This window comes from Bradyrhizobium elkanii WSM2783 (genome assembly GCF_000472865.1).
In the GTDB taxonomy this organism is placed as follows: Bacteria; Pseudomonadota; Alphaproteobacteria; order Rhizobiales; family Xanthobacteraceae; genus Bradyrhizobium; species Bradyrhizobium elkanii_A.
Genome location: NZ_AXAP01000011.1, coordinates 112,743 through 134,693 on the forward strand (window position 1 = coordinate 112,743; position 21,951 = coordinate 134,693).

18 protein-coding genes are annotated in these 21,951 nt (G+C 64.4%); 5 read left to right on the forward strand and 13 right to left on the reverse strand.

Annotated features, from left to right (window positions below):
* Window positions 1-119 precede the first annotated feature (119 nt).
* A complete protein-coding gene (dgcA, locus tag YY7_RS0112850) occupies window positions 120-1,127 on the forward strand; it encodes an N-acetyl-D-Glu racemase DgcA (protein WP_028163606.1) in 1,008 nt (335 codons plus the stop codon).
* On the opposite strand, the gene YY7_RS0112855 is transcribed toward dgcA, so the two are convergent.
* The gene (locus YY7_RS0112855; protein WP_028163607.1) at window positions 1,097-2,293 is read right to left on the reverse strand and encodes an MFS transporter; all 1,197 of its coding nucleotides are present in this window, start codon (window positions 2,291-2,293) and stop codon (window positions 1,097-1,099) included. The two genes, dgcA and YY7_RS0112855, sit on opposite strands and share 31 nt — an antisense overlap.
* Window positions 2,294-2,368: 75 nt before the next feature.
* Here YY7_RS0112855 and YY7_RS0112860 point away from each other — a divergent pair, with 75 nt between their 5' ends.
* Both YY7_RS0112860 and YY7_RS0112865 read left to right on the forward strand, forming a co-directional pair.
* Window positions 2,369-3,571: a hypothetical protein gene (locus YY7_RS0112860; protein ID WP_028163608.1), complete on the forward strand. Its 1,203-nt coding sequence runs from the start codon at window positions 2,369-2,371 to the stop codon at window positions 3,569-3,571.
* A gap of 146 nt (window positions 3,572-3,717) precedes the next feature.
* Window positions 3,718-5,487, forward strand: a complete 1,770-nt coding sequence (locus YY7_RS0112865) for a metallophosphoesterase family protein (RefSeq protein WP_051396685.1) — start codon at window positions 3,718-3,720, stop codon at window positions 5,485-5,487.
* On the opposite strand, the gene YY7_RS0112870 is transcribed toward YY7_RS0112865, so the two are convergent.
* The 5 genes from YY7_RS0112870 to thiD form a co-directional block, all read right to left on the reverse strand.
* Complete coding sequence (locus YY7_RS0112870) at window positions 5,484-6,524, reverse strand: AI-2E family transporter (RefSeq protein WP_028163610.1); 1,041 nt, start codon at window positions 6,522-6,524, stop codon at window positions 5,484-5,486. The two genes, YY7_RS0112865 and YY7_RS0112870, sit on opposite strands and share 4 nt — an antisense overlap.
* A gap of 243 nt (window positions 6,525-6,767) precedes the next feature.
* Complete coding sequence (locus tag YY7_RS0112875) at window positions 6,768-7,757, reverse strand: threonine/serine dehydratase (RefSeq protein ID WP_028163611.1); 990 nt, start codon at window positions 7,755-7,757, stop codon at window positions 6,768-6,770.
* A 159-nt stretch (window positions 7,758-7,916) separates the two neighbouring features.
* Window positions 7,917-8,981, reverse strand: coding sequence for a glycosyltransferase family 4 protein (locus YY7_RS0112880; RefSeq protein ID WP_028163612.1), 1,065 nt, complete (start codon window positions 8,979-8,981; stop codon window positions 7,917-7,919).
* Window positions 8,978-9,790 carry a UDP-2,3-diacylglucosamine diphosphatase gene (locus YY7_RS0112885; RefSeq protein WP_028163613.1) on the reverse strand — a complete coding sequence of 271 codons (813 nt, stop codon included), beginning with the start codon at window positions 9,788-9,790 and terminating at the stop codon, window positions 8,978-8,980. The genes YY7_RS0112880 and YY7_RS0112885 overlap by 4 nt, the downstream gene beginning before the upstream one ends.
* A gap of 172 nt (window positions 9,791-9,962) precedes the next feature.
* Window positions 9,963-10,763, reverse strand: coding sequence for a bifunctional hydroxymethylpyrimidine kinase/phosphomethylpyrimidine kinase (gene thiD, locus YY7_RS0112890; protein WP_028163614.1), 801 nt, complete (start codon window positions 10,761-10,763; stop codon window positions 9,963-9,965).
* A gap of 138 nt (window positions 10,764-10,901) precedes the next feature.
* Between thiD and YY7_RS0112895 the strand changes: the two genes are divergently transcribed.
* Window positions 10,902-11,147 (forward strand): Lrp/AsnC ligand binding domain-containing protein, encoded by a 246-nt coding sequence (locus YY7_RS0112895; protein WP_027579940.1) that lies wholly within the window; start codon window positions 10,902-10,904, stop codon window positions 11,145-11,147.
* Here YY7_RS0112895 and YY7_RS0112900 read toward each other — a convergent pair.
* Window positions 11,144-12,076, reverse strand: coding sequence for a c-type cytochrome (locus YY7_RS0112900; RefSeq protein ID WP_028163615.1), 933 nt, complete (start codon window positions 12,074-12,076; stop codon window positions 11,144-11,146). The genes YY7_RS0112895 and YY7_RS0112900 overlap by 4 nt on opposite strands.
* Window positions 12,077-12,360: 284 nt before the next feature.
* Here YY7_RS0112900 and YY7_RS0112905 point away from each other — a divergent pair, with 284 nt between their 5' ends.
* Window positions 12,361-12,783 (forward strand): CHRD domain-containing protein, encoded by a 423-nt coding sequence (locus YY7_RS0112905; protein WP_028163616.1) that lies wholly within the window; start codon window positions 12,361-12,363, stop codon window positions 12,781-12,783.
* Window positions 12,784-13,021: 238 nt separating this feature from the next.
* Here the strand turns inward: YY7_RS0112905 and YY7_RS0112915 are convergent, their stop codons facing one another.
* From YY7_RS0112915 to YY7_RS0112945, 6 genes are all read right to left on the reverse strand, one after another.
* Window positions 13,022-13,471: a c-type cytochrome gene (locus tag YY7_RS0112915; protein WP_028163618.1), complete on the reverse strand. Its 450-nt coding sequence runs from the start codon at window positions 13,469-13,471 to the stop codon at window positions 13,022-13,024.
* A gap of 189 nt (window positions 13,472-13,660) precedes the next feature.
* The gene (locus YY7_RS0112920; protein ID WP_028163619.1) at window positions 13,661-15,970 is read right to left on the reverse strand and encodes a xanthine dehydrogenase family protein molybdopterin-binding subunit; all 2,310 of its coding nucleotides are present in this window, start codon (window positions 15,968-15,970) and stop codon (window positions 13,661-13,663) included.
* A 133-nt stretch (window positions 15,971-16,103) separates the two neighbouring features.
* Window positions 16,104-17,633: a murein biosynthesis integral membrane protein MurJ gene (murJ, locus tag YY7_RS0112925; RefSeq protein WP_028163620.1), complete on the reverse strand. Its 1,530-nt coding sequence runs from the start codon at window positions 17,631-17,633 to the stop codon at window positions 16,104-16,106.
* Between the two features lie 43 nt (window positions 17,634-17,676).
* Window positions 17,677-18,828: a DegT/DnrJ/EryC1/StrS family aminotransferase gene (locus YY7_RS0112930; protein WP_028163621.1), complete on the reverse strand. Its 1,152-nt coding sequence runs from the start codon at window positions 18,826-18,828 to the stop codon at window positions 17,677-17,679.
* A 30-nt stretch (window positions 18,829-18,858) separates the two neighbouring features.
* Window positions 18,859-19,875 (reverse strand): Gfo/Idh/MocA family protein, encoded by a 1,017-nt coding sequence (locus tag YY7_RS0112935; RefSeq protein WP_028163622.1) that lies wholly within the window; start codon window positions 19,873-19,875, stop codon window positions 18,859-18,861.
* Window positions 19,876-20,135: 260 nt separating this feature from the next.
* Window positions 20,136-21,545 carry a mannose-1-phosphate guanylyltransferase/mannose-6-phosphate isomerase gene (locus tag YY7_RS0112945; protein ID WP_028163623.1) on the reverse strand — a complete coding sequence of 470 codons (1,410 nt, stop codon included), beginning with the start codon at window positions 21,543-21,545 and terminating at the stop codon, window positions 20,136-20,138.
* Between the last annotated feature and the right edge of the window lie 406 nt (window positions 21,546-21,951).

Here is a 21,951-nt window from a genome sequence, read left to right on the forward strand (position 1 = left end):
TTTGTCTCGTTCGAAAGATAGGAATTCGAACGCCGCATTGCCTTGTAGAATCTGGCGCTAACCAGCCATAGTTGGCAGCGCCCCGCAAGCGCACGGTTCAGAAATTGCGAGATTTTGAAATGACTTCCAGCCGATCCGCGCGCCTAACGCAAGAGCTTGCCGCCTTTATCGAACGCTGGCCGATCGCGGGTGCCTTCACCATCAGCCGGGGCGCCAAGACCGAGGCCGTTACCGTCGTGGCCGAGGTCAGCCTGGACGGGTTGACCGGGCGCGGCGAATGCGTGCCCTACCCGCGCTATGGCGAGACGCCGGAGGCGGCGCTTGCGGCGATCCAGGCGATGCAGGGGCCCCTTGCGGCCGGCATGGACCGGAAGGCCCTGCAGGCGCAAATGCCGCCGGGCGCGGCCCGGAACGCGCTGGATTGCGCCCTGTGGGACCTCGAGGCCAAGCGCAGCGGCAATCGGATATGGAACCTGCTCGGGCGCGGCACGCCGGTCCCCTGCACCACGGCCTACACGATCTCGCTGGGAACGCCGGAGGCGATGGCGGGAGCGACCGCCAGGGCCGCGCACCGGCCGCTGCTCAAGATCAAGCTCGGCGGCGACGGCGATGGAGAGCGCATCAAGGCGGTACGAAGAGCGGGGCCGAATGCGGAACTGATCGTCGACGCCAATGAGGCCTGGACGGCGGACAACCTCGCCGACAACCTCGCCGCCTGCGCGGATGCCGGCGTCACGCTGGTGGAGCAGCCGCTGCCGGCCGGCAACGATGCGGCGCTGGCTGAGATCAAGCGGCCGCTTGCCGTCTGCGCCGACGAGAGCGTGCATGCGCGCGCCTCGCTGGAGGGGCTCCGCGACCGCTACGACGCAGTCAATATCAAGCTCGACAAGACCGGCGGCCTGACCGAGGCGTTGGCGATGGCGGATGCCGCCCAGGCGCTCGGCTTCGACATCATGGTCGGCTGCATGGTCGCGACCTCGCTTGCCATGGCGCCCGCGATGCTGCTCACCCCGCAGGCGCGCTTCGTCGATCTCGACGGCCCCTTGTTGCTCGCGCGCGACCGCGACCACGGGCTGCGCTACGACGGCAGCCTCGTCTATCCGCCGGAGGCCGCGCTCTGGGGATGATGGAGGTTGCGCCGCGCCAGCCACATCACGAGCGCACCTGACGCCGCCATCGCGGCCATCAGGTAGTAGACGCCCTGGCCGTAGCGGGCATAGACGACGCCGCACAGGATCGCGGTGCTGCTCGAGACGATGCCGCTGCAGGCGGCAAGATAGCCCTGCCCGCGCGCCATGATGTGTCCGGGCACCTGGTGCACCAAAAGTCCCATGATGCCGACCTGCGTCAGGCCGAAGGTCAGCCCATGCGTGAGCTGCACGACGGCCAGGACCGGAAGCGGCGGGTCCTGCGCGGTGATCACCCAGCGCGCAACCCCGGCCAGTGCGCCGATCACGACCAGCATCGCCGGGGGCAGCGTGAGGCGCGGCGATACCGCAAACAGCACGATCTCCGCGAGCACGCCGAGCGACCACAGCGCTGCGATGGTGAGCCCGCCCAGGCCGGCCTGCTTCCAGACGATGGAGGCAAAGATGTAATAGGCGACATGGCTGCCCTGGATCAGCGCAGAAGCCGCGATGATCGCAAGGAAGCCGCGATCGCGGAGCAGCGCGACGCCGCCGCGCTGTGCGGTCTCGGCCCTCTTTGCGACCTCCAGCGGCCGCAGGCCCAGGCTGGTGAGCGCACTGACCCCCGCTACGGCAGCAATGATCCAGATCAGGTGCTCCGCCGCGACTTCATCGACCAGCAGCCCGCACAAGAGCGCGCCGACCACGAAGGCCGCCGAACCCCACAGCCGCAGCGGACCATAGTTCAGTCTGTAATGCGTCACGCCGCGGAGCGCATAGGCATCCGTGAGCGGCCCCGTCGGCGTCCACAGGCAGCAGGTGACGACGAAGACCAGGAATACCGGCAGCGCCTGGCGCTGGGTGCCGATGAGGGCAAATCCGAACGCGGTCGCGGCCGCCGTGATCATGATGGCGCCGCGCAGCATCCGCCGCCGCTCGGCAAGGGACGTGATCAGCGGCAGCACGGTGAAGCGGGTCACCGCGGGCACCGCCGTGATGATGCCGATCCAGGACGCCTCGATCCCCACCGCCTTCAGCCAGAGCGGGAAGAACGGCAGATAGGTGCCGAGCATCCCGAACATGGTGCCGTAAAAGGCTCCGAGGCGAGCCGCGAATCGCTTAGCATCCACTTGCGGCGCTGCAGGAATTTGTGATTCGGAAGCCATCAATCCAATTGCGATTCGCCTGATATCGTGGTGTTCGTTATCGCAGCGCGCCGCAATTTGCGCGACGAGATTTGCATGGCCAACGAAGCATTCGCCCTTTCGCCGATCACAGCCCGCCCGGTGCAGCCGGGCGAGGACGATTACCACGCGATCAGCGAAGCCTTCATGGAGACTTCGCGCGGCCGCTGGTTCCTCTCCGAATACGCCAAGCGCAACCGCAACGCCGATACCCGCCTGGTGCTGGATGCGGTGGCCCGGCTCGAGGAAAGCCTTGCCGCGCAGAAGCAGGCGGTCGAACCCGATCCGGGGCCGGCGGTCGCCGAGGCCATCGCCGCGATCCGCGACGCGGTGGAGGCCGCGCAGGCATCTGCGGCCGAAGCACTCGACAGTCTGGCGCTGGAGCAGAAGCTTGCCCCGGTGCGCAAGGGCGCGCGGGTGATCCGCGAGATCGCGTGGCGGCTGCGCGAGATCGGCAATGACGGACGCATCTGCGACCTCATCGATTCCCAGGTCGTCGCGATCGAGAGCGGCGCCGCGCAGATTTCATCAGAGGACGCGAAGGCCGCGCTGGATGCCGCCTTCGCGCCGATCGTGCAGCGCCTTGCCCAGTTCTCCGAAGCCGATGAGACGCCCGCGCCGAGCGCCGAAGCGCCGATGGCTCTGTCACCCGCACCTGCACCGGAGAGCCACGCGGAGCAGCGCGCCCTTCACACGGTGGAGGTCGAGCACACGACAGAAGTCGAAGCCCCATCGGAGGCGCCGGCCGCCGTGGAGACCGTCGCCGCACCTCCCGAGCCGGAAGCTGCGGAAGAGACCATCACCGTTGCGGACGCGGAAGCCGCGCTCGCTGTCGCCGAAGCGGCGCTGGCGGAGGCTGAAGCGATCGAGCTTGCTCGCGCCACCGAGGAAGCCGCGGCCGACGCTCATGACGAGGCCGTGCTCGACATGATCGCGATGGAGATGGGCGCGCCCGACCCGTTCGACGTTGAGGACGCCACGGCGACGATCGCCGAAGAACCACTTGTTGAACTGCAAGCACCGCCCGCGCCGGAAATCGTGCCGCAGGCGCCTGAGCTTGCCGTCGCGCTGCCGGAACCGCAGTTCGAGCTTCCGCCGCAGCCCACCTTCGTCTCGCCGCCCGAGCCTCCGGTCGAAATCTCGCTCGGCTCCACCATCATTGCCAACGGCATCATCAAGAAGCCCAGTCCCACGGCCAGCGATCCGCTCGCGCCGATCCGCCGCATGAGCCAGGCCGAGAAGATCGCGTTCTTTTCGTAAGCGCGAGGCTTGCCGCTCCGCGAGGAGACTCGCGCAGTGGCCGATGTCTCGTTACAAGAGCTGTGATAAAGTACGCAGCACGGACACGTGCTGCTGGCGTCCGCGAAGTCCATCCTGGCGACAGCTGCAAGCGACGGACTCATGTCATGAGGCAGTCGACATCGGCGGACGAACGTTCGAGCATTCAGCGCCGTGTGCTGCTTGATCCGCGCGACGGGGACGTCGAGGACGATGCGGCCAGCCCCGGTCAGCGTTCGCTGCTTGCTATTGCCGGTAGCCTGCTTGTCGAGATCAGCCTGCCGAAGCTCTTGTTCGCGTGGACCGCGTTGCTCCTGCTACCGGCCGTGCTGCTCGGCCTCGCGCCGCTCTTGGCCTCCGCCTGGCTTTCGATCTTGTCCGAAAAAATCCTCGTCCTGACGGAAATCGGCGCAGCATTGATGCTGATCGCGATCGTCGCGCTCGGATGGTTCGCCTGGCGGCCGCTGCTGCGGATCGTCGAGACCAGTTTCTGGTCGCTCAACGCGCTCGCGGTGCAGCCAAGCTACGCGTTCTGCCGTGAGGCACTGCGCCACCTGACGGAACGGATCTGGCAAAACAGCCTGACTCCGAATTTGCGCATGCGAGTGCGACGCGCGTGTTCGCTCGGTGCCGGCATCCTGCTCAGCGCAGGCGCGGCATTGATCGCAATCCTGGTTTGGCCGACCTCGCAATGGACCGCCGGCCTGATCGATCTCGCCATAGGTCATCATCTCGTGTTGACGACGCTGGCCAACGCCGTTGTGCTCGTGTCCTGCTATCTCGCAGCGGCGTCATTGGCCTGGGGTTTTGCCGATGCCAGCATGGATCAGCCGGCCGATCTTGTCGCCTTCGATATCCCCAGGTCCGATGCCCGCATCTGGCGCGTTGCGCATCTGTCCGATGTCCACGTCGTCGGCGAGCGATATGGTTTTCGCATCGAATGCGGGCGCGCCGGGCCGCGCGGCAATGAACGCTTTGCCGCCGCGCTTGCTCGTCTCGCCGCCATTCATGCCGCCGATCCGCTCGATCACGTGCTGATCAGTGGCGATATGACGGATGCGGGGCGCGCCAGCGAATGGGCCGAGTTCTTTGAGGCATTGTCAGAGCACCCTGATCTTGCCGCGCGGACGCTTCTGCTGCCGGGCAATCATGACGTGAACATCGTCGATCGCGCCAACCCGGCCCGGCTCGACTTGCCGTTCAGCCCCGGCAAGCGGCTGCGGCAAATGCGAACCGTGTCGGCGATATCGGCCATTCAGGGCGATCGGGTGCGCCTTGTCGACACGTCAGGCAAAGTCGCGGCCACGCTGGACGAGCTCCTCACGCCGCATCGCGAACAGATTGTTGCGTTCGCCGAGCGCGGCGGCGTGCGTCGGGGCGCCGAGCTTCGCCGATTGTTCGAGGACCAATTCCCGATGATCCTGCCGCCCGACCAACCGGAAGGCCTCGGAATAGCCATCCTCGACTCCAATGCCGAAACCCACTTCTCCTTCACCAACGCGCTCGGGCTGGTCTCGCTCGAACAGGTGCAGCGGCTGGAGGCCGCCATGAACTATTTTCCGAAAGCACGGTGGATCGTGGCGCTGCACCATCACCTCACGGAATATCCCATGCCGACGACGAAGTTCTCCGAGCGCATTGGAACGGCATTAATCAATGGGAGCTGGTTCGTCCGTAGACTGCAAGCCTTTGCCGACCGCGTCGTGGTGATGCACGGTCACCGCCACATCGACTGGATCGGTGCATGCGGCGCATTGAAGATTATCTCCGCGCCCTCGCCGGTGATGAACGCTGCCGATGATGCGCCAAGCTATTTCTACATCCACCGGCTGGTAAGCGGCCTCGATGGAACGCTTTGCCTTGCCGAGCCGGAGAAGGTGGAGATTGCGGGCAGCTAAGTCCTTGCCGGTTTGCCGTCAGCCGATCCTCCGAGCAGATCGGCGAGCCAGCACGTCGACGGGTGCTCGGCAGAGAAGGTGAGAAGCGCAAGCGTGATTGGCACACCGATGAAGGTGCCGAACAGGCCCCACAGGAAGGTCCACAAGAAGATCGCAAACAGCACGATGAACGGCGATATCGATAGCGTGTTGCCGGCGACGCGTGGCTCGACATAGCTGCCGACCACGAACTGGATGATGTTGAGGCAGGCAAAGACACCGAACACCGCCGGCCAGCTCTCGAATTGCGTCATGGCAAGCAGCGTCGGAAACAGCGTGGCGATGAACGGCCCGATGAACGGGATGTAGTTCAGCACGAAGGCGATCACGCCCCATTCGAACGCGAATGGCAATCCGGTAACGCCGGCGAAAAGGCCGACCAGAAGGCCGGTGACTGCGCTCATCTGCGTGCGCACCAGCAGATATTTCCGAAATTTGGCCGCAGTCGCGGCGCTGCCATTGAGCAACACGCGCGCCGCCGTAGCGTTCTCCAATCTGTCTATCCTTCGCCTGGCATCCTCGACCTCGAGCAGCCCCAGCACGACATAGACCAGCGCAATCAGCCAGAAGCTCAGCGTGGTGTTGAGGCGGCCGGTGACGTATTGCGTGGCGCGCAGCAGCCAGCCGACATTGAAGTGCTCGGCCCAGAGGCTGGCAACCTCGATGCCATGGCCATCGAGCCATATCACGGCCCGTTCATAGAACGTCTGATACCGCCCAGCATCGGCGACGAGGAAATGGCCGACGCGGCCAAAGCCCCACGCTGCCAGCGAAGCGAAGGCAAGGCAGATCGCCACCGTGACCAGCATGGTGATCGCGAGCGCTGCGAGCTTCGGCATCCATGACTGCAGCCATTTCTGCGCCGGCCAGACGATCGCGATGATGAACAGCGCCGCAGCGAGCGGCGCCAGCACACTCCTCGCCTGGGATGCGGCCGCGCCGACGAGCACTACAGCGATGATGACGGTTGCAACCCTTTGCCCGGAGCCGTCCCCCATCCTGGATACCTCCGACCTTGCGCCAATCAAAGATTGTCAGGTGCTGCAATCCGCCGCAAGGGTGGTCAGCCAATCGATCGGTCAGGGCCAGGGATTTAGCGTCGTAGCCCGGGTGGAGCGTAGCGTAACCCGAGAGTTCTGCATCGATGTCTACAGGAGGCCCCGGGTTGCGCGGAGCCTGTCATCGGGCGCGCGTTCGCGCGACCCGTTGGCTTCACCCGGGCTGCAGAATCTCGGCCTTGTTCAGGCCACCAGCTTGGCGAACAGGTCGGCGTCGACATTGCCGCCGGAGAGAACGATGACGACGTTCTTATCCTTGGCGTCGATGCGGCCGGCGAGCAACGCGGCAAGACCGACGGCGCCGCCGGGCTCGACCACCAGCTTCAATTCGCGATAGGCGAACGCAACCGCAGCGGCGACTTCCTCATCCGAAGCCGACACGCCGCGCGCCAACAGCTTGCTGTTGATCGCAAATGTGAGCTCGCCCGGCATCGCCGCCATCAACGCGTCGCAGATGGTGCGGGCGGCGGCTGGATGCGGCTCGCGATGTCCTACCTGCAGCGACAGCGCGTGGTCGTCATAGCCCTTCGGCTCGGCGACGATCACCTGGGCTTGCGGGAATTTGGCCTTCACGGCGGTCGCGACGCCCGCGATCAGCCCGCCGCCGGACGCCGGTGCCACCACGATGTCAGGCGTAAGCCCAAGCGTGGCCATGTCCTCGGCGATTTCGCGGCCCGCGGTGCCCTGCCCTGCGATCACGAAGGGATCGTCATAGGGACGCACCAAAGTCGCGCCGCGCTTCTCCGCGATGCCATTGGCGATCGCCTCGCGGTCCTCACGGTCGCGGTCATAGAGCACGACCTCGGCGCCATAGGACTTGGTGCGCTCGCGCTTGGTGATGGGCGAGTCCGCCGGCATCACGATGGTCGCCTGCATGTTGAGGATCTTCGCCGCTGCGGCCACACCTTGGGCGTGGTTACCAGAGGAGAATGCGACGACCCCGCCACCACGCTGGGCCTGCGGGATCGACGACAGTTTGTTGAAGGCGCCGCGGAACTTGAACGAGCCTGTCCGCTGCAGCATTTCCGGCTTCAGGAACACCGTGGTCCCGGCGCGCTCGTTGAGGACGGGAAAGGACAGCAGCGGCGTGCGCACCGCGAACGGCGCGACCACCTTTGCGGCGGCTTCGATATCAGCCGCGCCGATGGGTTGATTTGCGATGATTTCGGTCATCCGCGATTTGTAACGCGGCCGCGGACAAGCCGGCAAGACGCTTCTGTGTGATCCCGGCCGTAGCCCGGGCGGAGCGGAACGCGTAACCCGGGACCGCTGGTCAAGACAGATACAGAAATCCCGGGTTGCGCTGCGCTTCACCCGGGCTACGGTGTCAGGCTAGGCCGCGAAATGCGGGTCCTCAGCCACGAATTCCGCCGGTTCGTTCTCAGGCTCGGGCTCGACCGGCCGGAGATTGAGGGCGTGGTCGATAAAAACGCGCGCCGAGGCTTGCCAGGTGTGGCGCGCAGCAAAGTCGACACAGGTTTGCGCGGGGATCCGGAGCGCCTCCAGGCAGGCCTCGCGGAGGTCTTCTTTCAGCACGCCGACCGGCGCTGTGCCGATCACGTCACGCGGACCGACCACCGGGAAAGCGGCGACCGGCAGGCCGCTCGCAAGCGCCTCCAGCAGCACCAGGCCGAAGGTGTCGGTCCTGCTCGGGAACACGAACACATCGGCAGCGGCATAAATGCGCGCCAATTCCTCGCCGTGCCGTGCGCCCAGGAACACGGCGTCGCGGCATTTCTGCTCCAGTGCCGGCCGTGCCGGTCCGTCGCCGACAACGACCTTGGTGCCCGGCAGATCGAGGTCGAGGAAGGCTTCCAGGTTCTTCTCGACCGCCACCCGGCCGACGCTCAGGAAAACCGGTGCCGGAAGACAGAGGTCGACATGGCGCGGATGGAACAGCGCGGTATCGACGCCGCGCGACCACAGCACCACGTTGCGAAAGCCGCGCGAGCGCAGTTCGGCGGCGAGCGCCGGGGTTGCCGCCATCACCGCCTGGCTCGGCCGATGGAACCAGCGCAACAGCCGCCAGACCCAGTTTTCCGGGATTGGCGAGCGCGCCGAGACATAGTCGGGAAAGCGGGTGTGAAAGCTCGTGGTGAACGGCAGACCGCGCTTGCGGCAGTAGCGGCGCACCAACAGCCCGATCGGACCTTCGGTGGCGATGTGGATGCTGTCGGGCTTGTCCTGCTCGATCAGCGCGGCAATCGCAGCCGGATGCGGCAAGGCCAGCCGGAGGTCGCGATAGCTCGGCATCGCGAAGGTGCGGAACGATTGCGGTGTGAGAAATGCGATCTCAACGCCGAGGCCCTTTGCCGCCTCGGCCATCATGGTCAGCGTCCGGACCACCCCGTTGACCTGGGGATGCCATGCGTCGGTCGCGACCAGGATTTTTGTCATGCAGCGCGCGCCGTGACCCGCGGCACTGGGGCGATGCGCCGGACCGGGTCCGTCCAGGTGATGATCTCGAAGCGGCCATCCTCGTGCTCGGCCAGCGCCGTGCAGCTCTCGACCCAGTCGCCGCAATTCATGTAGCGGATGCCGTGCTCGTCGCGGATCGTTGCATAATGGATGTGGCCGCAGATCACGCCGTCGCAGCCGTGGCGACGTGCTTCGCTCGCAAGCGTGGTTTCGAACGCGCCGATGTAATTGACTGCCTTCTTGACCTTCAGCTTCGCCCATTGCGACAGCGACCAATAGGGCACGCCGAACATGCGGCGGAAGAAGTTGACGAAGCGATTCATCTGGATCGCGAAGTCGTACGCCTTGTCGCCGAGATGGGCGAGCCAGCGCGCATTCTGCACCACGAGGTCGAAGATATCGCCGTGGATCACGAGGTAGCGCTTGCCGTCGACGCCGGTGTGGATGGTGTTCTCCATCACGTCGATGCCGCCGAAATGCGTGCCGTAGTACTTGCGCAGGAACTCGTCGTGATTGCCGGGGATATAGATGACCTTGGCGCCCTTGCGTGCCTTGCGCAGCATCTTCTGCACGAAATCGTTGTGGGTCTGGGGCCAGTGCCAGCTCGACTTCAGCGCCCAACCGTCAACGATGTCGCCAACCAGGTAGATCGTGTCGGCATCGTGAGAGCGCAGGAAATCCAGCAATCGGTCGGCTTGCGACCCGCGGGCTCCGAGATGGACATCGGAGATAAACAACGTGCGAAAGCGCCGCTCGGGGCTCTCTTCACTGAAAGAGTCGCTTCCCATACCTGTGCACCTAACAAATCCCTGTGACAGGGCGATGACGATTCGTCGCAGCCAACAGTCCCACCAGAATCAGCTACGCGCCCCTTTGAAATGCGGATAACAGCGCCATGCGACAATCTGGCGACACCAGAGGCCATAGATATGCGGGACAGGGTCGAGGCAGCTCGGTCGTCTAATAAAATCTGTGAAAATGATGCACCGGCCCGTGGCCGTGGCCGACGGTGAAACGGTCGGCGGCTTCGATGGCGGCGCTGATCCAGCGCTTGGCATTGCGCACGGCTGACGTCACGTCTTCGCCCTTGGCAAGCTCGGCTGCGATCGCAGACGACAAAGAGCAGCCGGTGCCATGGGTGTTTGCGGTGCTGATGCGCGGCGCCGCGAGCACGATCGCGCTGTCTACATCGACGAGATAGTCGATGCTCTCGCTGCCCTGCCCGTGCCCGCCCTTAATCAGGACCGCCTGACAGCCGAGGGCAAGCAGCCGCCTGCCCTGGCTCTCGATCGCGGCCTCATCCGAGGCCATCGGTTCGTCGAGCAGTGCTGCGGCCTCCGGCAGGTTCGGGGTGATCAACGACGCAAGCGGGATCAATCTCGTGCGGAGCGCATCGACCTCCTCCGCGGCAAGCAGGCGATCGCCCGAGGTTGCAACCATCACCGGATCGAACACGACATGCTTCGGCGACCAGCGCTCGAGCCCGGCCGCGATCGCATCGATGATCGAAAGCTCCGCCACCATGCCGATCTTGACCGCGCCGACCGCAAGATCGGAGAACACCGCATCGATCTGCGCCGTCACGAACCCGGCCGGCACCTGGTGGATGCCGCGCACGCCCATCGTATTCTGCGCGGTGAGCGCGGTGATGACGGATGCGCCGTAGACGCCGAGCGCGGCAAAGGTCTTCAAATCCGCCTGGACGCCGGCGCCGCCAGAGGAATCCGAACCGGCAATGGTGAGTGCGATCGGCGTCGTCATCGGAAAGCTGCCGCGCAGTGGGATAGGCATAATACCATGGTCCCTCCTAGCGCGGCGAACCAAGGCCGGCAAGCTGGCTTGCCATTGCACGGCGAATTTGGCTCTATGGGCCGGCTACCTGCCCCGGAGATAACAGCGATGGTTCCCTTCTTCATCCAGATCAAGTGCAAGCTCGGCCAGTCCTATGCCGTCGCCAATGCGCTGGCGGAGGCCGAGATCGCCTCCGAGATCTACTCCACCGCGGGCGATTACGATCTCCTAGTGAAGTTCTACGTCGACAAGGACACCGACATCGGCCATTTCGTCAACGAGAAGGTCCAGGTCATCCCGGGTATCCAGGACACCCACACCATCATCACCTTCAAGGCGTTCGGGACCACCTAGCTCTTATTCCCGGTCCGCTTCGGCGGTGGCGTGGGTCCCTCGACGGGTGGCAGCGATTTGAGATAATCCGCCATTGCCGCGCGGTCATCGTCGGACAATTGCGAGGTGTTCTTGATCACGCGCGCCATCAATCCGCTGGCGCTGTCGCCCTCCGGCAGTTCGCCGGTCTTCAGGAAATAAGCGAAGTCCTTCGCGCTCCAGTCTCCGAGTTTCTTTTGCGTGATGTTGGGCACCCAGCCCTCGCCCTCCGGATTCGGTCCGCCGCCAAAACGCTGCGCGCGGATGATGCCGCCCAGGAAATTGCGCGGGCTGTGGCACTCCGCGCAATGGCCGAAACTGTTCACGAGATAGGCCCCGCGATTCCATTGCGCGGAGCGCGCCGGATCCGGCGTAAAGGGCTTGTCATCCATGAACAGGAATTTCCACACACCGATGTTGCGGCGGATGTTGAAGGGGAACGGCACGTCGTGATCGCGCACCTTACCGGCGACCGGCGGCAGCGTCTTGATGAACGCGAAGAGGTCGCGGACGTCCTCGATCTTCGCATGCCGGTAGGACGTGTAGGGAAAGGCAGGGAAAAAATGGGCGCCCTCCGGCGAGGTGCCCTTCATGACCGCTGTGACGAAATCAGCCTCGCTCCATCGGCCGATCCCGTCATTGGGATCGGGCGAGATGTTCGGCGCATAGAAGGTGCCGAATGGCGATGGAATCGCGAGCCCGCCGCCGAGCCGGGTGCGATCGGGCTGGTCGGGCACGGCGTGGCAGGACGAACATCCGCCCGCGTTGAAGATGGTCGAGCCATTGCCAATGTCAGGCTCATAGGCCGGCAATACGCTGGCCGCGAACGTCGCTGGTATGGTCAGCCACCAGTAGACGCCGACGGCGACAATGCCGGCGAGGATGGCCGCGGGGTAAATTCGTCGCAACATAATCCGACCTGTCATTGGAGCGTCTTCGAGCAAAGCGTACCCTCGGACTTGATCCGAGGGTGAGCACCGGTTCGTGTGAACGCGTCAAAAACAAAAATCTGGCGCTTCGGTTCAATCAGAACCGAATATGCTCCAGTTCGTCGATCGAACGGCTAATATGGCGAGAGTTTCGGCCATGCGCTTGCTCGAAATTTTCCGCGCTCGCGGGCGATTTTGGGAATAAAGCAGAAAGGCCATTGTTTTTGAGGTCGACACTCAGGCCGACGCCAACAGGGAGAAAAACCATGCCGAACAAGACCATGCTTGCCACGCTCGCGCTCGGAGCCGCCGTCGTGTTTGCCGGTCCTGCTCTCGCCGACAAGTACAAGGTGCCGTTGGACGGCAAATCGGAAGTGCCGCCGAACAGCAGCACCGGAACCGGCACCGCCGATATCGACTACGATCCCGCGACCAAGAAGCTGAGCTGGAAGGTGACCTATTCCGGCCTCACCGGTCCCGCCACCGCAGCGCATTTCCATGGTCCCGCCGAAGCCGGCAAGAACGGCGGCGTCGCGGTCCCGATCCCGAATATCGCCTCGAGCCCCGCCGAAGGCAGCGCCACGCTGACGGACGCGCAGGCCGCCGATTTCCTCGCCGGCAAGTACTACGTGAACGTCCACACCGCGGCCAATCCAGGCGGCGAAATCCGCGGCCAGGTCGTGAAATAGGCGAGCCACTAACGCTCATCCTTGAAGGCGGATGCTCCAGCATCCGCCTTTTTCATTTCGTGCCTATAGTGAAGCAAACCAGTACTGGCCGCGACGAAGCTGCGCTCCCTCTCCCGCTTGCGGGAGAGGGTCGGGGTGAGGGTGTCTCCGCATTGGGACTCCCCGAGTGAGAGAGCCCTCACCCGCTGCGCTGAAGCGCAGCGACCTCTCCCGCGCGCGGGAGAGGTGAAGCGCCGCATTACTTCAATTTGACGCGATAGGTGTCGTGGCACGCGCCGCAGCGATCGTTGATCGTGGTGTAGGCCACCTTCAACTGATCGAGATTCTTGACCTTGCCCTTGAAGTCGCCGATCGCCTTCGTAACGGGCGGGATCTTGGAATCGAAATCGGCCTTGTTCTGCCAGATCTTGGGCGACGACGTGTAATGGGCGTCCTTCACGTCTTCCTTGGGGTTGGTGGCAAAGACGGTCGCGATCTTGGCAACGTTCGTTTCGAGATCGGCGAGCGCCGTATCGACCGCCTTCTGGTCGTAGGGGATATCGCCCTTCACCATTTTCCCGATCACATTGTACATGCTCTTGGCCTGCGCCCGCATCAGGTTGTCCTGCTGAACGGCGATCTCCTGCTGAGCCATGACAGCGCTTGCACCGAGCAGCACGCCACCTGCCACCAAAACCATCCGCTTCATCGGCGAATTCTCCTTTTCGTGAAGCTTGCCGGACGCCGCCGCGCGCGGTTTGCGCTCGCGGCCTCACGCTGGATCATGATCCAGCGCCTCCTTTGAGCATGATCTTTTCGGAAAACCGGTTTCCCACTTTTCCGGATCATGCTTTAGAACCCGTGCGCGGGCGTTTATTCCCGCGCTACGATGTCGTCATCAGAGATTATGGCGTCGCTGCGCCTCGCGGATCGCGATCCAGACCCGCTCGGGGGTAGCGGGCATATCGATGTGGTCGATCTTGTATTCGCGCCACAGGCCCTCGACGATCGCGTTGACAATCGCCGGACACGAGCCGATCGCGCCCGCTTCGCCCGCGCCCTTGACGCCAAGCGGATTGGTCGCACAGGGCACGTTGTGGGTCTCGAACACGAAGGACGGGCCGTCGGAGGCGCGCGGCACCGCATAGTCCATGAAGGTGCCCGTGACGAGTTGGCCGTCGGTTGCGCTATAGACCGCCTGCTCCATCAGCGCCTGCCCGATGCCCTGCATCGCGCCGCCGTGAACCTGGCCCGCGAGCAGCAGCGGGTTCAGTGTCACGCCGAAGTCATCGACAATGACATAGTTCACGATCTTGATGATGCCGGTCGCCGGATCGATCTCGACTTCGGCGAGATGCGTGCCGTTCGGATAGGTGCCGTCGGCACTGGCGAAAGTCGCGCTGGCGTTCAGCTTCGACGGATCGACACCAGGGCGCTTCGCGAGATCGGCAAAGCTGATCGAGCGGTCGGTGCCGGCGATGCGGATCACGCCGTCCGATATCTCGAGGTCGCCGGCGCTCGCTTCCAGCGCCTGCGCCGCAATCTCCTTCAGCCTGTCGCCGAGCGCGGCGGTGGCGCGCTGCACGCTGACGCCGCCCGACGGGATCGAGGCCGAGCCGCCGGTGCCAAGACCCGTTGCGATCTTGTCGGTGTCGCCCTGCAGGATATGGACGCGCTCGGGCGGCACGCCGAACTGTTCAGCAACGATCTGTGCATAAGCAGTCTGGTGGCCCTGCCCGCTCGATTGCGTGCCGATCAGGATCGAGACGTCACCATTGGGGTCGAGCGCGACATTCGCAGTCTCCTCGCCCATGGTGCCGCAGATCTCCACATAGGTCGCAAGCCCGATGCCGCGCACCAGGCCATCCTTCTTCGCCGCCTTGGCGCGCTTGGGAAATTCTTTCCACTCGGCGATCTCCATCGCGCGCTTCATATGCGCGGCGAAATCGCCGGAGTCATAGACCTTCCCGGTCGCGGTCTTGTAGGGCAGCGCCTTCGGCGGGATGAAGTTCTTGCGGCGGATCGCATCTGGCGTCATGTCGAGTTTTCGCGCGGCGGCATCGACCAGACGTTCGACAACGTAAGCCGCCTCGGGCCGCCCGGCGCCGCGATAGGCATCGACCGGCACGGTGTTGGTGAACACGGTGCGGACGCGGCAATGGAAGGCCTGGATGTCATAGAGGCCCGGCAGCATGCCGGCGCCGCCATGCGGAATATAGGGGCCGAAGGTCGAGAGATAGCCGCCCATATCGCCCATCAGATCGACGTCCATGCCCAGGAACTTGCCGTCCTCGGCGAGCGCCATCTTCGCGGTCGTGACGTTGTCGCGCCCCTGCGAGTCGCCCATGAAGTGGTCGGCACGGTCAGCCGTCCATTTGACCGTCTTCTTCAACTGCCGCGCAGCGACCGCGACCAGAGCATATTCGCGGTAGGGAAACAGCTTGGTGCCGAAGCCGCCGCCGACATCGGGGCAGATCACCCGCATGTTCTCGACCGGGATCTTCAGGATGTTCTGGCAGAGGATATCGCGCAGGCGATGGCTGCCCTGGCTGCCGATCGTCAGCGTCAGATGGTCCTTCTTGGCGTCATATTCGGCGACCGCCGCACGCGTCTCCATGAAGTTGGTGACGATGCGCGGGTTGACGATCGAGATTTCCGCGACCGCATGCGCCTTGGCAAAAGCTTCTTCAGTCGCCTTCTTGTCGCCGATCGAGACGTCGAACAGCACGTTGCCCGGCTTGTCGGGCCACACCTGCGGCGCGCCCGGCTTCACGGCATTGACGACGCCGATCACGGCCGGCAGCGGCGTCCACTGCACGTCGATCGCCTCGATCGCATCACGCGCCTGGTCGATCGTCTCGGCGACGACGAAGGCAACGGCGTCGCCGACATGGCGGACTTCGTCCTTGGCCAGGATCGGATAGGGCGGACCGGTGAACGGGTCGGTCTCCAGATTGAACAGGCATGGCAGGTCGCCGAGATCGGCGACCTCGGCCGCAGTCAGGATCAGGCTGACGCCCGGCAGGCCGCGCGCCTTGGTGACATCGATGGTGAATTTCGCATGCGCATGCGGCGAGCGCAGCACCAGCGAATGCAGCGCCGGCTGCGGCGCAACGTCGTCGGTGTAGCGGCCCTTGCCGCGAATGAGGGCATCGTCTTCCTTGCGGCGTACGCTCTGGCCGACGCCGAATTTGATGGGGGCTGCCATCGTCACTCCAATTGTTGTTGTCCACGCCATCTTGGCGTGTTTCCCGCCATATTGGCGCGGTTGGGAAAGAAGCGCAAACCGCGAATTGCGGAGCTTGGAAGCACCGCAACAAAAAGCTGATTTGACTTGAAAACTATCCGCGCCGCAGGCCGAAGAGCCATCCGCGCCCGAACAGCACCAGAATGGAAAATCCATAGACGAAGGCGCCGACTGCAATCAGGAGCGCTAGGATGGTTTCATCACGCAGCACATGCATCTGCGCGAAATAGACGGATGCGAATCGCTCGGTCCACCAAAGTGCCCCCGCAAGCACGAGGCCGGAGACGGCGAATTTCGCAAAGGTCAACATCATCAGGCGATCGAGCTCGAGATAACCGGCGCGCACCGCAAAGCCGAACACCAAGAGCAGGTTGATCCAGGCGCCTACAGCGGTGGCGAGCGCAAGTCCGATCTGGGCGAGCGGGGCCATCAGGCCGATCTTCAGCAGCAGATTGGCCGCCAGCCCGGTCAGCGACGCCTTCACGGGCGTTGCCGTATCCTTGCGTGCATAGAACGTCGCAACCGCGCTGCGGATCATCACGAACGGGATCAGGCCGATCGAATAGGCCGCCAGGGTCGCGGCGGCCGCCGCGGCGTCGGCCTTGGTAAAGGCGCCGCGCGCAAACGCCGCGCGCACGATGATGTCAGGCACGGTGAGGAAGGCCGCGACAAAGGGCACGGTGGCAAGCAGGGTGAAATCAAACGCGCGGCGCTGCGCAGCCGCAGCCCCCACCACATCCTGTGCGGTGATCCGCCGCGACATTTCCGGCAGCAGCACCGTGCCGACGGCAATCCCGATCACGCCGATCGGCAGCTGATAGAGCCGCTCGGCGTAATAGAGCGCCGACAGCGCACCGGCCGCCAGGAAGGTCGCGATGATGGTGTCGGCGAACACGGCGACCTGCGTGCCCATCGAGCCCAGCGTCGCCGGTCCGATCGCGCGGAAAAAGGCGCGGACGTCCTCATCCAGCCGCGGCATGGCAAAGCGCGGCAGCGTGCCGTGCCTCGCCAGATCGCCCGCAAGCAGGAAATATTGCAGGAAACCGGAGATCAGGACGCCCCAGGCCGCAGCGTGACCTGCACTCGGGAAGAAGGCCGCCAGCGCCAGCGTTGCCATCATCGACAGATTGAGGAGGATGGACGCCCCGGCCGCGCTGGCAAAGCGCTGCATCACGTTGAGCATGCCGCCATAGAGCGTCACCATGGTGATCAGCAGCAGATACGGAAAGGTGATCCGCGTCAGCTCGATCGCAAGCTGGCGCTGCTCGGCGTCATCGGTGAAGCCGGGCGCCAGGACGCGCAATGCCTGCGGCATGAAGGCCCAGGCCAGCGCCAGCAGAATGAGCTGAGACAAGAACAGCAGCGTAAAGATGCGGTCGGCGAACAGGCGCGCGGACGTATCGCCGCCCTTGCCGTGGACATGGGCGTAAGCCGGGACGAACGCGGTGTTGAACGCGCCCTCGGCGAAGATCGCACGAAAATTGTTCGGCAGGCGCCAGGCGACCAGGAAGGCGTCGGCAATAGGTCCCGCGCCGAGGATCGCTGCGAGCATGATGTCGCGCGCGAGCCCCGTCAGCCGCGAAAGCAGGGTGTAGCCGCCGACCGTGAAGATGCGTCCAAGCATGCGCCGGTTCTAGCCCAAGCACCGGCGCCGCAAAACGGCGAAATCAGGACGAAAGCGCGCCGCGCACAGCCTCGATGATTCGCCCCTGCGTCGCCTCGTCGAGATAGGCGTGAATCGGCAGGCTGATGACGTCGTTCGAAAGCCGTTCGCTGACCGGCAGGCCGCCCTCCGCCACCGGGAAGTCGCGGTAGGCGGTCTGCTGATGCATCGATTTCGTATAGTAGATCGCGGTCGGAACGCCCTGCGCCTTCAGCGCCGCGGCAAAGCCGTCACGGTCGGTGCCCTCGGGCAGGCGGATGGTATAGCACGCCCAGATCGAGCTGCAGCCGGCGGCAAGGCGCGGCACGGTCACGACGTTGCCGAGCCCGCGCGCATAGCGCTCCGCGACCTCATTGCGCGCCGCGATCTCTTCTTCGAAAATCTTGAGCTTCTCGAGCAGTACTGCCGCCTGCATGGTGTCGAGCCGCCCGGTCATGCCCAGGCGCACGTTGTCGTACTTGTCGGAGCCCTGGCCGTGCACGCGGATGCTGCGCAGCGTCTGCGCAAGCTCGTCGTCGTCGGTGAAGATCGCACCGCCGTCGCCGAAGCAACCGAGCGGCTTTGCCGGGAAGAAGCTGGTCGCCGTCGCCAGGCCAAAAGTGCCGATCCGCCGCCCCTTGTAGGTAGCGCCAAAGCCCTGTGCGGCGTCATCGAGCACGAACAGACCTTCGGCCTTGGCGACCGCAGCGATCGCGTCGTGATCGGCGCTCTGCCCGAACAGGTCGACTGGAATGACGCCGACTGGCTTGAGGCCGCGCGCCTTGGCGGTCGCGATGCCGCGCTTCAGCGAGGCGGCATCCATGTTGAACGTCGTCTCATCGACGTCCACAAAAACCGGCGTAGCGCCGGTCAGCGCCACCGATTCGCCCGTCGCGCAGAACGTGAAGGACGGGCACAGCACCGCATCGCCCGGGCCGACCTTCTTGGCCATCAGCACCATCAGAAGCGCATCGGTGCCGCTGGCGCAGGCCACCACATGTTTTGCGCCCGAGAACTTTGCAAGTTCCGCCTCCAGCGCCGAGACTTCCGGCCCATTGATGAACTGGCAATGGGAGAGCACGCGGGAGACCGCTTCATCGACGGAGGTGCCGAGCCGGCGGCGCTGCGCGGCAAGGTCGATGAAGGGAATGGGTTCGGGGCGCAGATGCTGGTTCATGGGACCTTGCGGGAGGCGTGAGGGAAGCTATCAACCGGCGACGCGGCGCGGTGCCTTGCGGGCGACGGTCGCGGCGGGCGTGGCCGGCGTTTCCAGACATTTGATCGCGATCTCGAGGCTCGCGACGCCCTCGTTGCCTGATACCGCCGGCTCCTTCCCGCCCCTCACCGCGTCGAGGAACGCAATCAATTCGGCGCGCAACGGTTCGTCGTGGCCGACAGGCAAATGCCGCATCGAATAGCTGCCGTCGGGCTTGAAGCCGAAACACTCCGTGACCTGACGGGTCAGGAGATCGCCCATCACATATTTGCCGCGCGTCGCGACCGTGACGCTGCGCGCCTTGAACGGCGTCAGCCAGTTGGTGTTGATATGCGCAAGCACGCCCGAGGCGGTACGGAATTGCAACAGCGCGATGTCCTCACGCTCGGCCACGGCGCTCGAAAGCTGCGGCTGCACGTCGACGATTTCAGACTCGGTGAACCAGCGGATCAGATCGATGTCGTGCACGGCCAGATCGATGACGACGCCGACATTGGACATGCGCGGCGGAAACGGACCGACGCGGGTAATGCCGATCGAGAGGATGTCTTCGCCCGATATCGCCTGCTTGATCGCGACCACCGCCGGGTTGAAGCGCTCGACGTGTCCGACCATCAGCGTCACGCCAGCCTGCCGCGCGGTGTTGACGATGTCGTTGCCCTCCTCGACCGTGGAGGCGACGGGCTTCTCGACCAGGATATGGACGTTCTGCGCGATACAGGTGAGCGCGATCTCGTGATGCAGATGGGTCGGCGCCGCGATCGTCACGGCATCGACGCCTTCGGCGAGCAACTCATCGAGCGTGGCAAAGGCCCGGCACCCGACCAGCGCAATGGCGCGCGCGCGATGTTCAGCCAGAGGATCGACGATCCCGACCAGCGTGACCTCGGGCAATCCCGCCAGCACGCGGGCATGGTTGCTGCCCATCACCCCCGCGCCGATAACCCCGACGCGCAAGGCACGCCCGATCCCGGCTTTTGCGGCCAACCCCGACCCTTTGGAACTCATGTGGTTACCCCAACAGACTTTTGGTGGCGCCCATCGGTTGCGCGTTCTTCCCCGGACCAGCCTGATTCCACCGAATCAGGCCGCAGCCCTATCCCCTTGTCCTGACGTGCTTTCTTTCCCCGAAGCATCGTCACGCACACGCTATAGCATGCTGTCACAAATGTGGCGAATGCCAACGCGCAAATCCGGACACGTTTTGATTCAAAAGATTACACCGTCTCGCCGGCGATCGGGGACGAAATCGATGCACAGCGCAATCATCAGGTGCGCTGATAGTCGTCCTCGATGCGGATGATGTCGTCCTCGCCGAGATAGCTGCCGGTCTGCACCTCGATCAATTCCAGCAGGATCTTGCCGGGGTTCTCCAGCCGGTGCACCGCGCCGATCGGGATGTAGATCGACTCGTTCTCGTGCACGGTCTTCACCGTTTCGTTGACGGTGACGCGCGCAGCACCACGGACCACGATCCAGTGTTCGGAACGGTGATGGTGCTTCTGCAGCGACAGCCGCTCGCCCGGCTTGACGATGATGCGCTTGACCTGGTGGCGGTCGCCATTGTCGACCGACTGGTACGAGCCCCAGGGCCGATGCACCTTGATGTGGTTCTCGGTGACCTCGGGCGCCACCGTCTTCAGTTTCGCCACCAGGCGCTTCAGGCCGTTGGCGTCCTTCTGCCGCGATACCAGGATGGCGTCCTGCGTCGCCACCACCACGAGGTCGTCGACGCCCTCGAGCGCGACCAGCGCGCGGTCGGTCACGACGTTGCAGTTGCGCGAATCTTCGAACACCGCAGCACCGCGCGCGGCATTGCCCTGCCCGTCTTTATCAGACAATTCCCACACCGCGTGCCAGGAGCCGACATCCGACCAGCCGCAGGACACCGGCACCACCGCCGCGTGCGCGGTCTTCTCCATCACCGCGTAATCGATCGAGATCGCCTTCGCCGCTCCGAACGCATCTACATCGAGCTTGACGAAGCCGAGATCGCGCTCGGTCTTCGTCACCGCTTCGATCACAGCCTGCACGCTCGCGGTATCGAAATTGCGGTACTCATCAAGCAGCACAGTGGCGCGGAACATGAAGTTGCCGCTGTTCCAGAGATAGCCCGACTTGATGTAGTCGGCCGCGGTTGCGGCGTCGGGCTTCTCGACGAATTTTGCGACCGCGCGCACCTGTCCCGAAATGGTATCGCCGGGGCTGATATAGCCGTATTCGGTGGCCGGGCGCTCGGGATTGACGCCGAAGGTGACGATGCGGCCTGCTTTCGCGGCAGCCAGCCCCTCGCGACAGGCGGCGACGAAGGCCTCGGTGTCGCCGACCACGTGATCGGCGGCGAGCGCCAGCACGGTCGCGTCCCTGTCGCGCGCTTGTGCAAAGGCGGCGCCGGCCGCGATCGCCGGCCCCGAGTCGCGCCGCGCCGGCTCCAGCAGCACGTCCGCCTCGCGCCCGATGCCGGCCAGTTGCTCCAGCACCATGAAACGATAGGCGTTGTTGGTGATCACGATCGGCCGCTCGAACAGCGCCGGATCCGACACCCTCAGCAGCGTCTCCTGAAAGGTCGAGCGGGTCCCGAACAACGGCAGGAACTGCTTCGGATGGACCTCGCGCGACGCCGGCCACAGCCTCGTGCCCGCCCCGCCGCACATGATCAGTGGAATAATTCGGTCCATCCTAACCTCGAATTCTGTAATGATCGGGCTGCCTGACATAGTTAACGCCCTCATCGTCCCTCCGGAACCGATGTCCCTATCCCCTTCACATTGTCGACATCGGCGAAATGCCCGGGGTCACGGACGCGACCAGCAGGAGATGACAGCCCTTGGCGGGCGGGTTTTCCACCCGCAAGCGCTACCACACCGGTTAGTCCCTTCAGATGAGTTTTTGTGGGCAGCGTAAACCTTTATGAGCATGCAAGCCAAATATCCGGGCAACCCGGCAGTCCCCGTTCAGGCCCTCTTTAGCCGCCGGTTGGAGGCTGCCGCAAGAGCGATCGAACGGCTATTGCAAGATCGGTCCTAAACCCATACCAAGGCCACCAAATTCGGCGCATGGCGCCGATTTGCGCCGTTTTTGACG

Coding starts and splice junctions, on each gene's coding strand:
- YY7_RS0112855 (WP_028163607.1), bottom strand. CDS start 2,293: ATGGCTTCCGAATCACAAATTCCTGCAGCGCCGCAAGTGGATGCTAAG.
- YY7_RS0112900 (WP_028163615.1), bottom strand. CDS start 12,076: ATGTTGCGACGAATTTACCCCGCGGCCATCCTCGCCGGCATTGTCGCC.
- YY7_RS0112885 (WP_028163613.1), bottom strand. CDS start 9,790: ATGGGAAGCGACTCTTTCAGTGAAGAGAGCCCCGAGCGGCGCTTTCGC.
- YY7_RS0112860 (WP_028163608.1), top strand. CDS start 2,369: ATGGCCAACGAAGCATTCGCCCTTTCGCCGATCACAGCCCGCCCGGTG.
- murJ (WP_028163620.1), bottom strand. CDS start 17,633: ATGCTTGGACGCATCTTCACGGTCGGCGGCTACACCCTGCTTTCGCGG.
- YY7_RS0112930 (WP_028163621.1), bottom strand. CDS start 18,828: ATGAACCAGCATCTGCGCCCCGAACCCATTCCCTTCATCGACCTTGCC.
- thiD (WP_028163614.1), bottom strand. CDS start 10,763: ATGACGACGCCGATCGCACTCACCATTGCCGGTTCGGATTCCTCTGGC.
- YY7_RS0112880 (WP_028163612.1), bottom strand. CDS start 8,981: ATGACAAAAATCCTGGTCGCGACCGACGCATGGCATCCCCAGGTCAAC.
- YY7_RS0112945 (WP_028163623.1), bottom strand. CDS start 21,545: ATGGACCGAATTATTCCACTGATCATGTGCGGCGGGGCGGGCACGAGG.
- YY7_RS0112870 (WP_028163610.1), bottom strand. CDS start 6,524: ATGGGGGACGGCTCCGGGCAAAGGGTTGCAACCGTCATCATCGCTGTA.
- YY7_RS0112865 (WP_051396685.1), top strand. CDS start 3,718: ATGAGGCAGTCGACATCGGCGGACGAACGTTCGAGCATTCAGCGCCGT.
- YY7_RS0112905 (WP_028163616.1), top strand. CDS start 12,361: ATGCCGAACAAGACCATGCTTGCCACGCTCGCGCTCGGAGCCGCCGTC.
- YY7_RS0112875 (WP_028163611.1), bottom strand. CDS start 7,757: ATGACCGAAATCATCGCAAATCAACCCATCGGCGCGGCTGATATCGAA.
- YY7_RS0112920 (WP_028163619.1), bottom strand. CDS start 15,970: ATGGCAGCCCCCATCAAATTCGGCGTCGGCCAGAGCGTACGCCGCAAG.
- YY7_RS0112915 (WP_028163618.1), bottom strand. CDS start 13,471: ATGAAGCGGATGGTTTTGGTGGCAGGTGGCGTGCTGCTCGGTGCAAGC.
- dgcA (WP_028163606.1), top strand. CDS start 120: ATGACTTCCAGCCGATCCGCGCGCCTAACGCAAGAGCTTGCCGCCTTT.
- YY7_RS0112935 (WP_028163622.1), bottom strand. CDS start 19,875: ATGAGTTCCAAAGGGTCGGGGTTGGCCGCAAAAGCCGGGATCGGGCGT.
- YY7_RS0112895 (WP_027579940.1), top strand. CDS start 10,902: ATGGTTCCCTTCTTCATCCAGATCAAGTGCAAGCTCGGCCAGTCCTAT.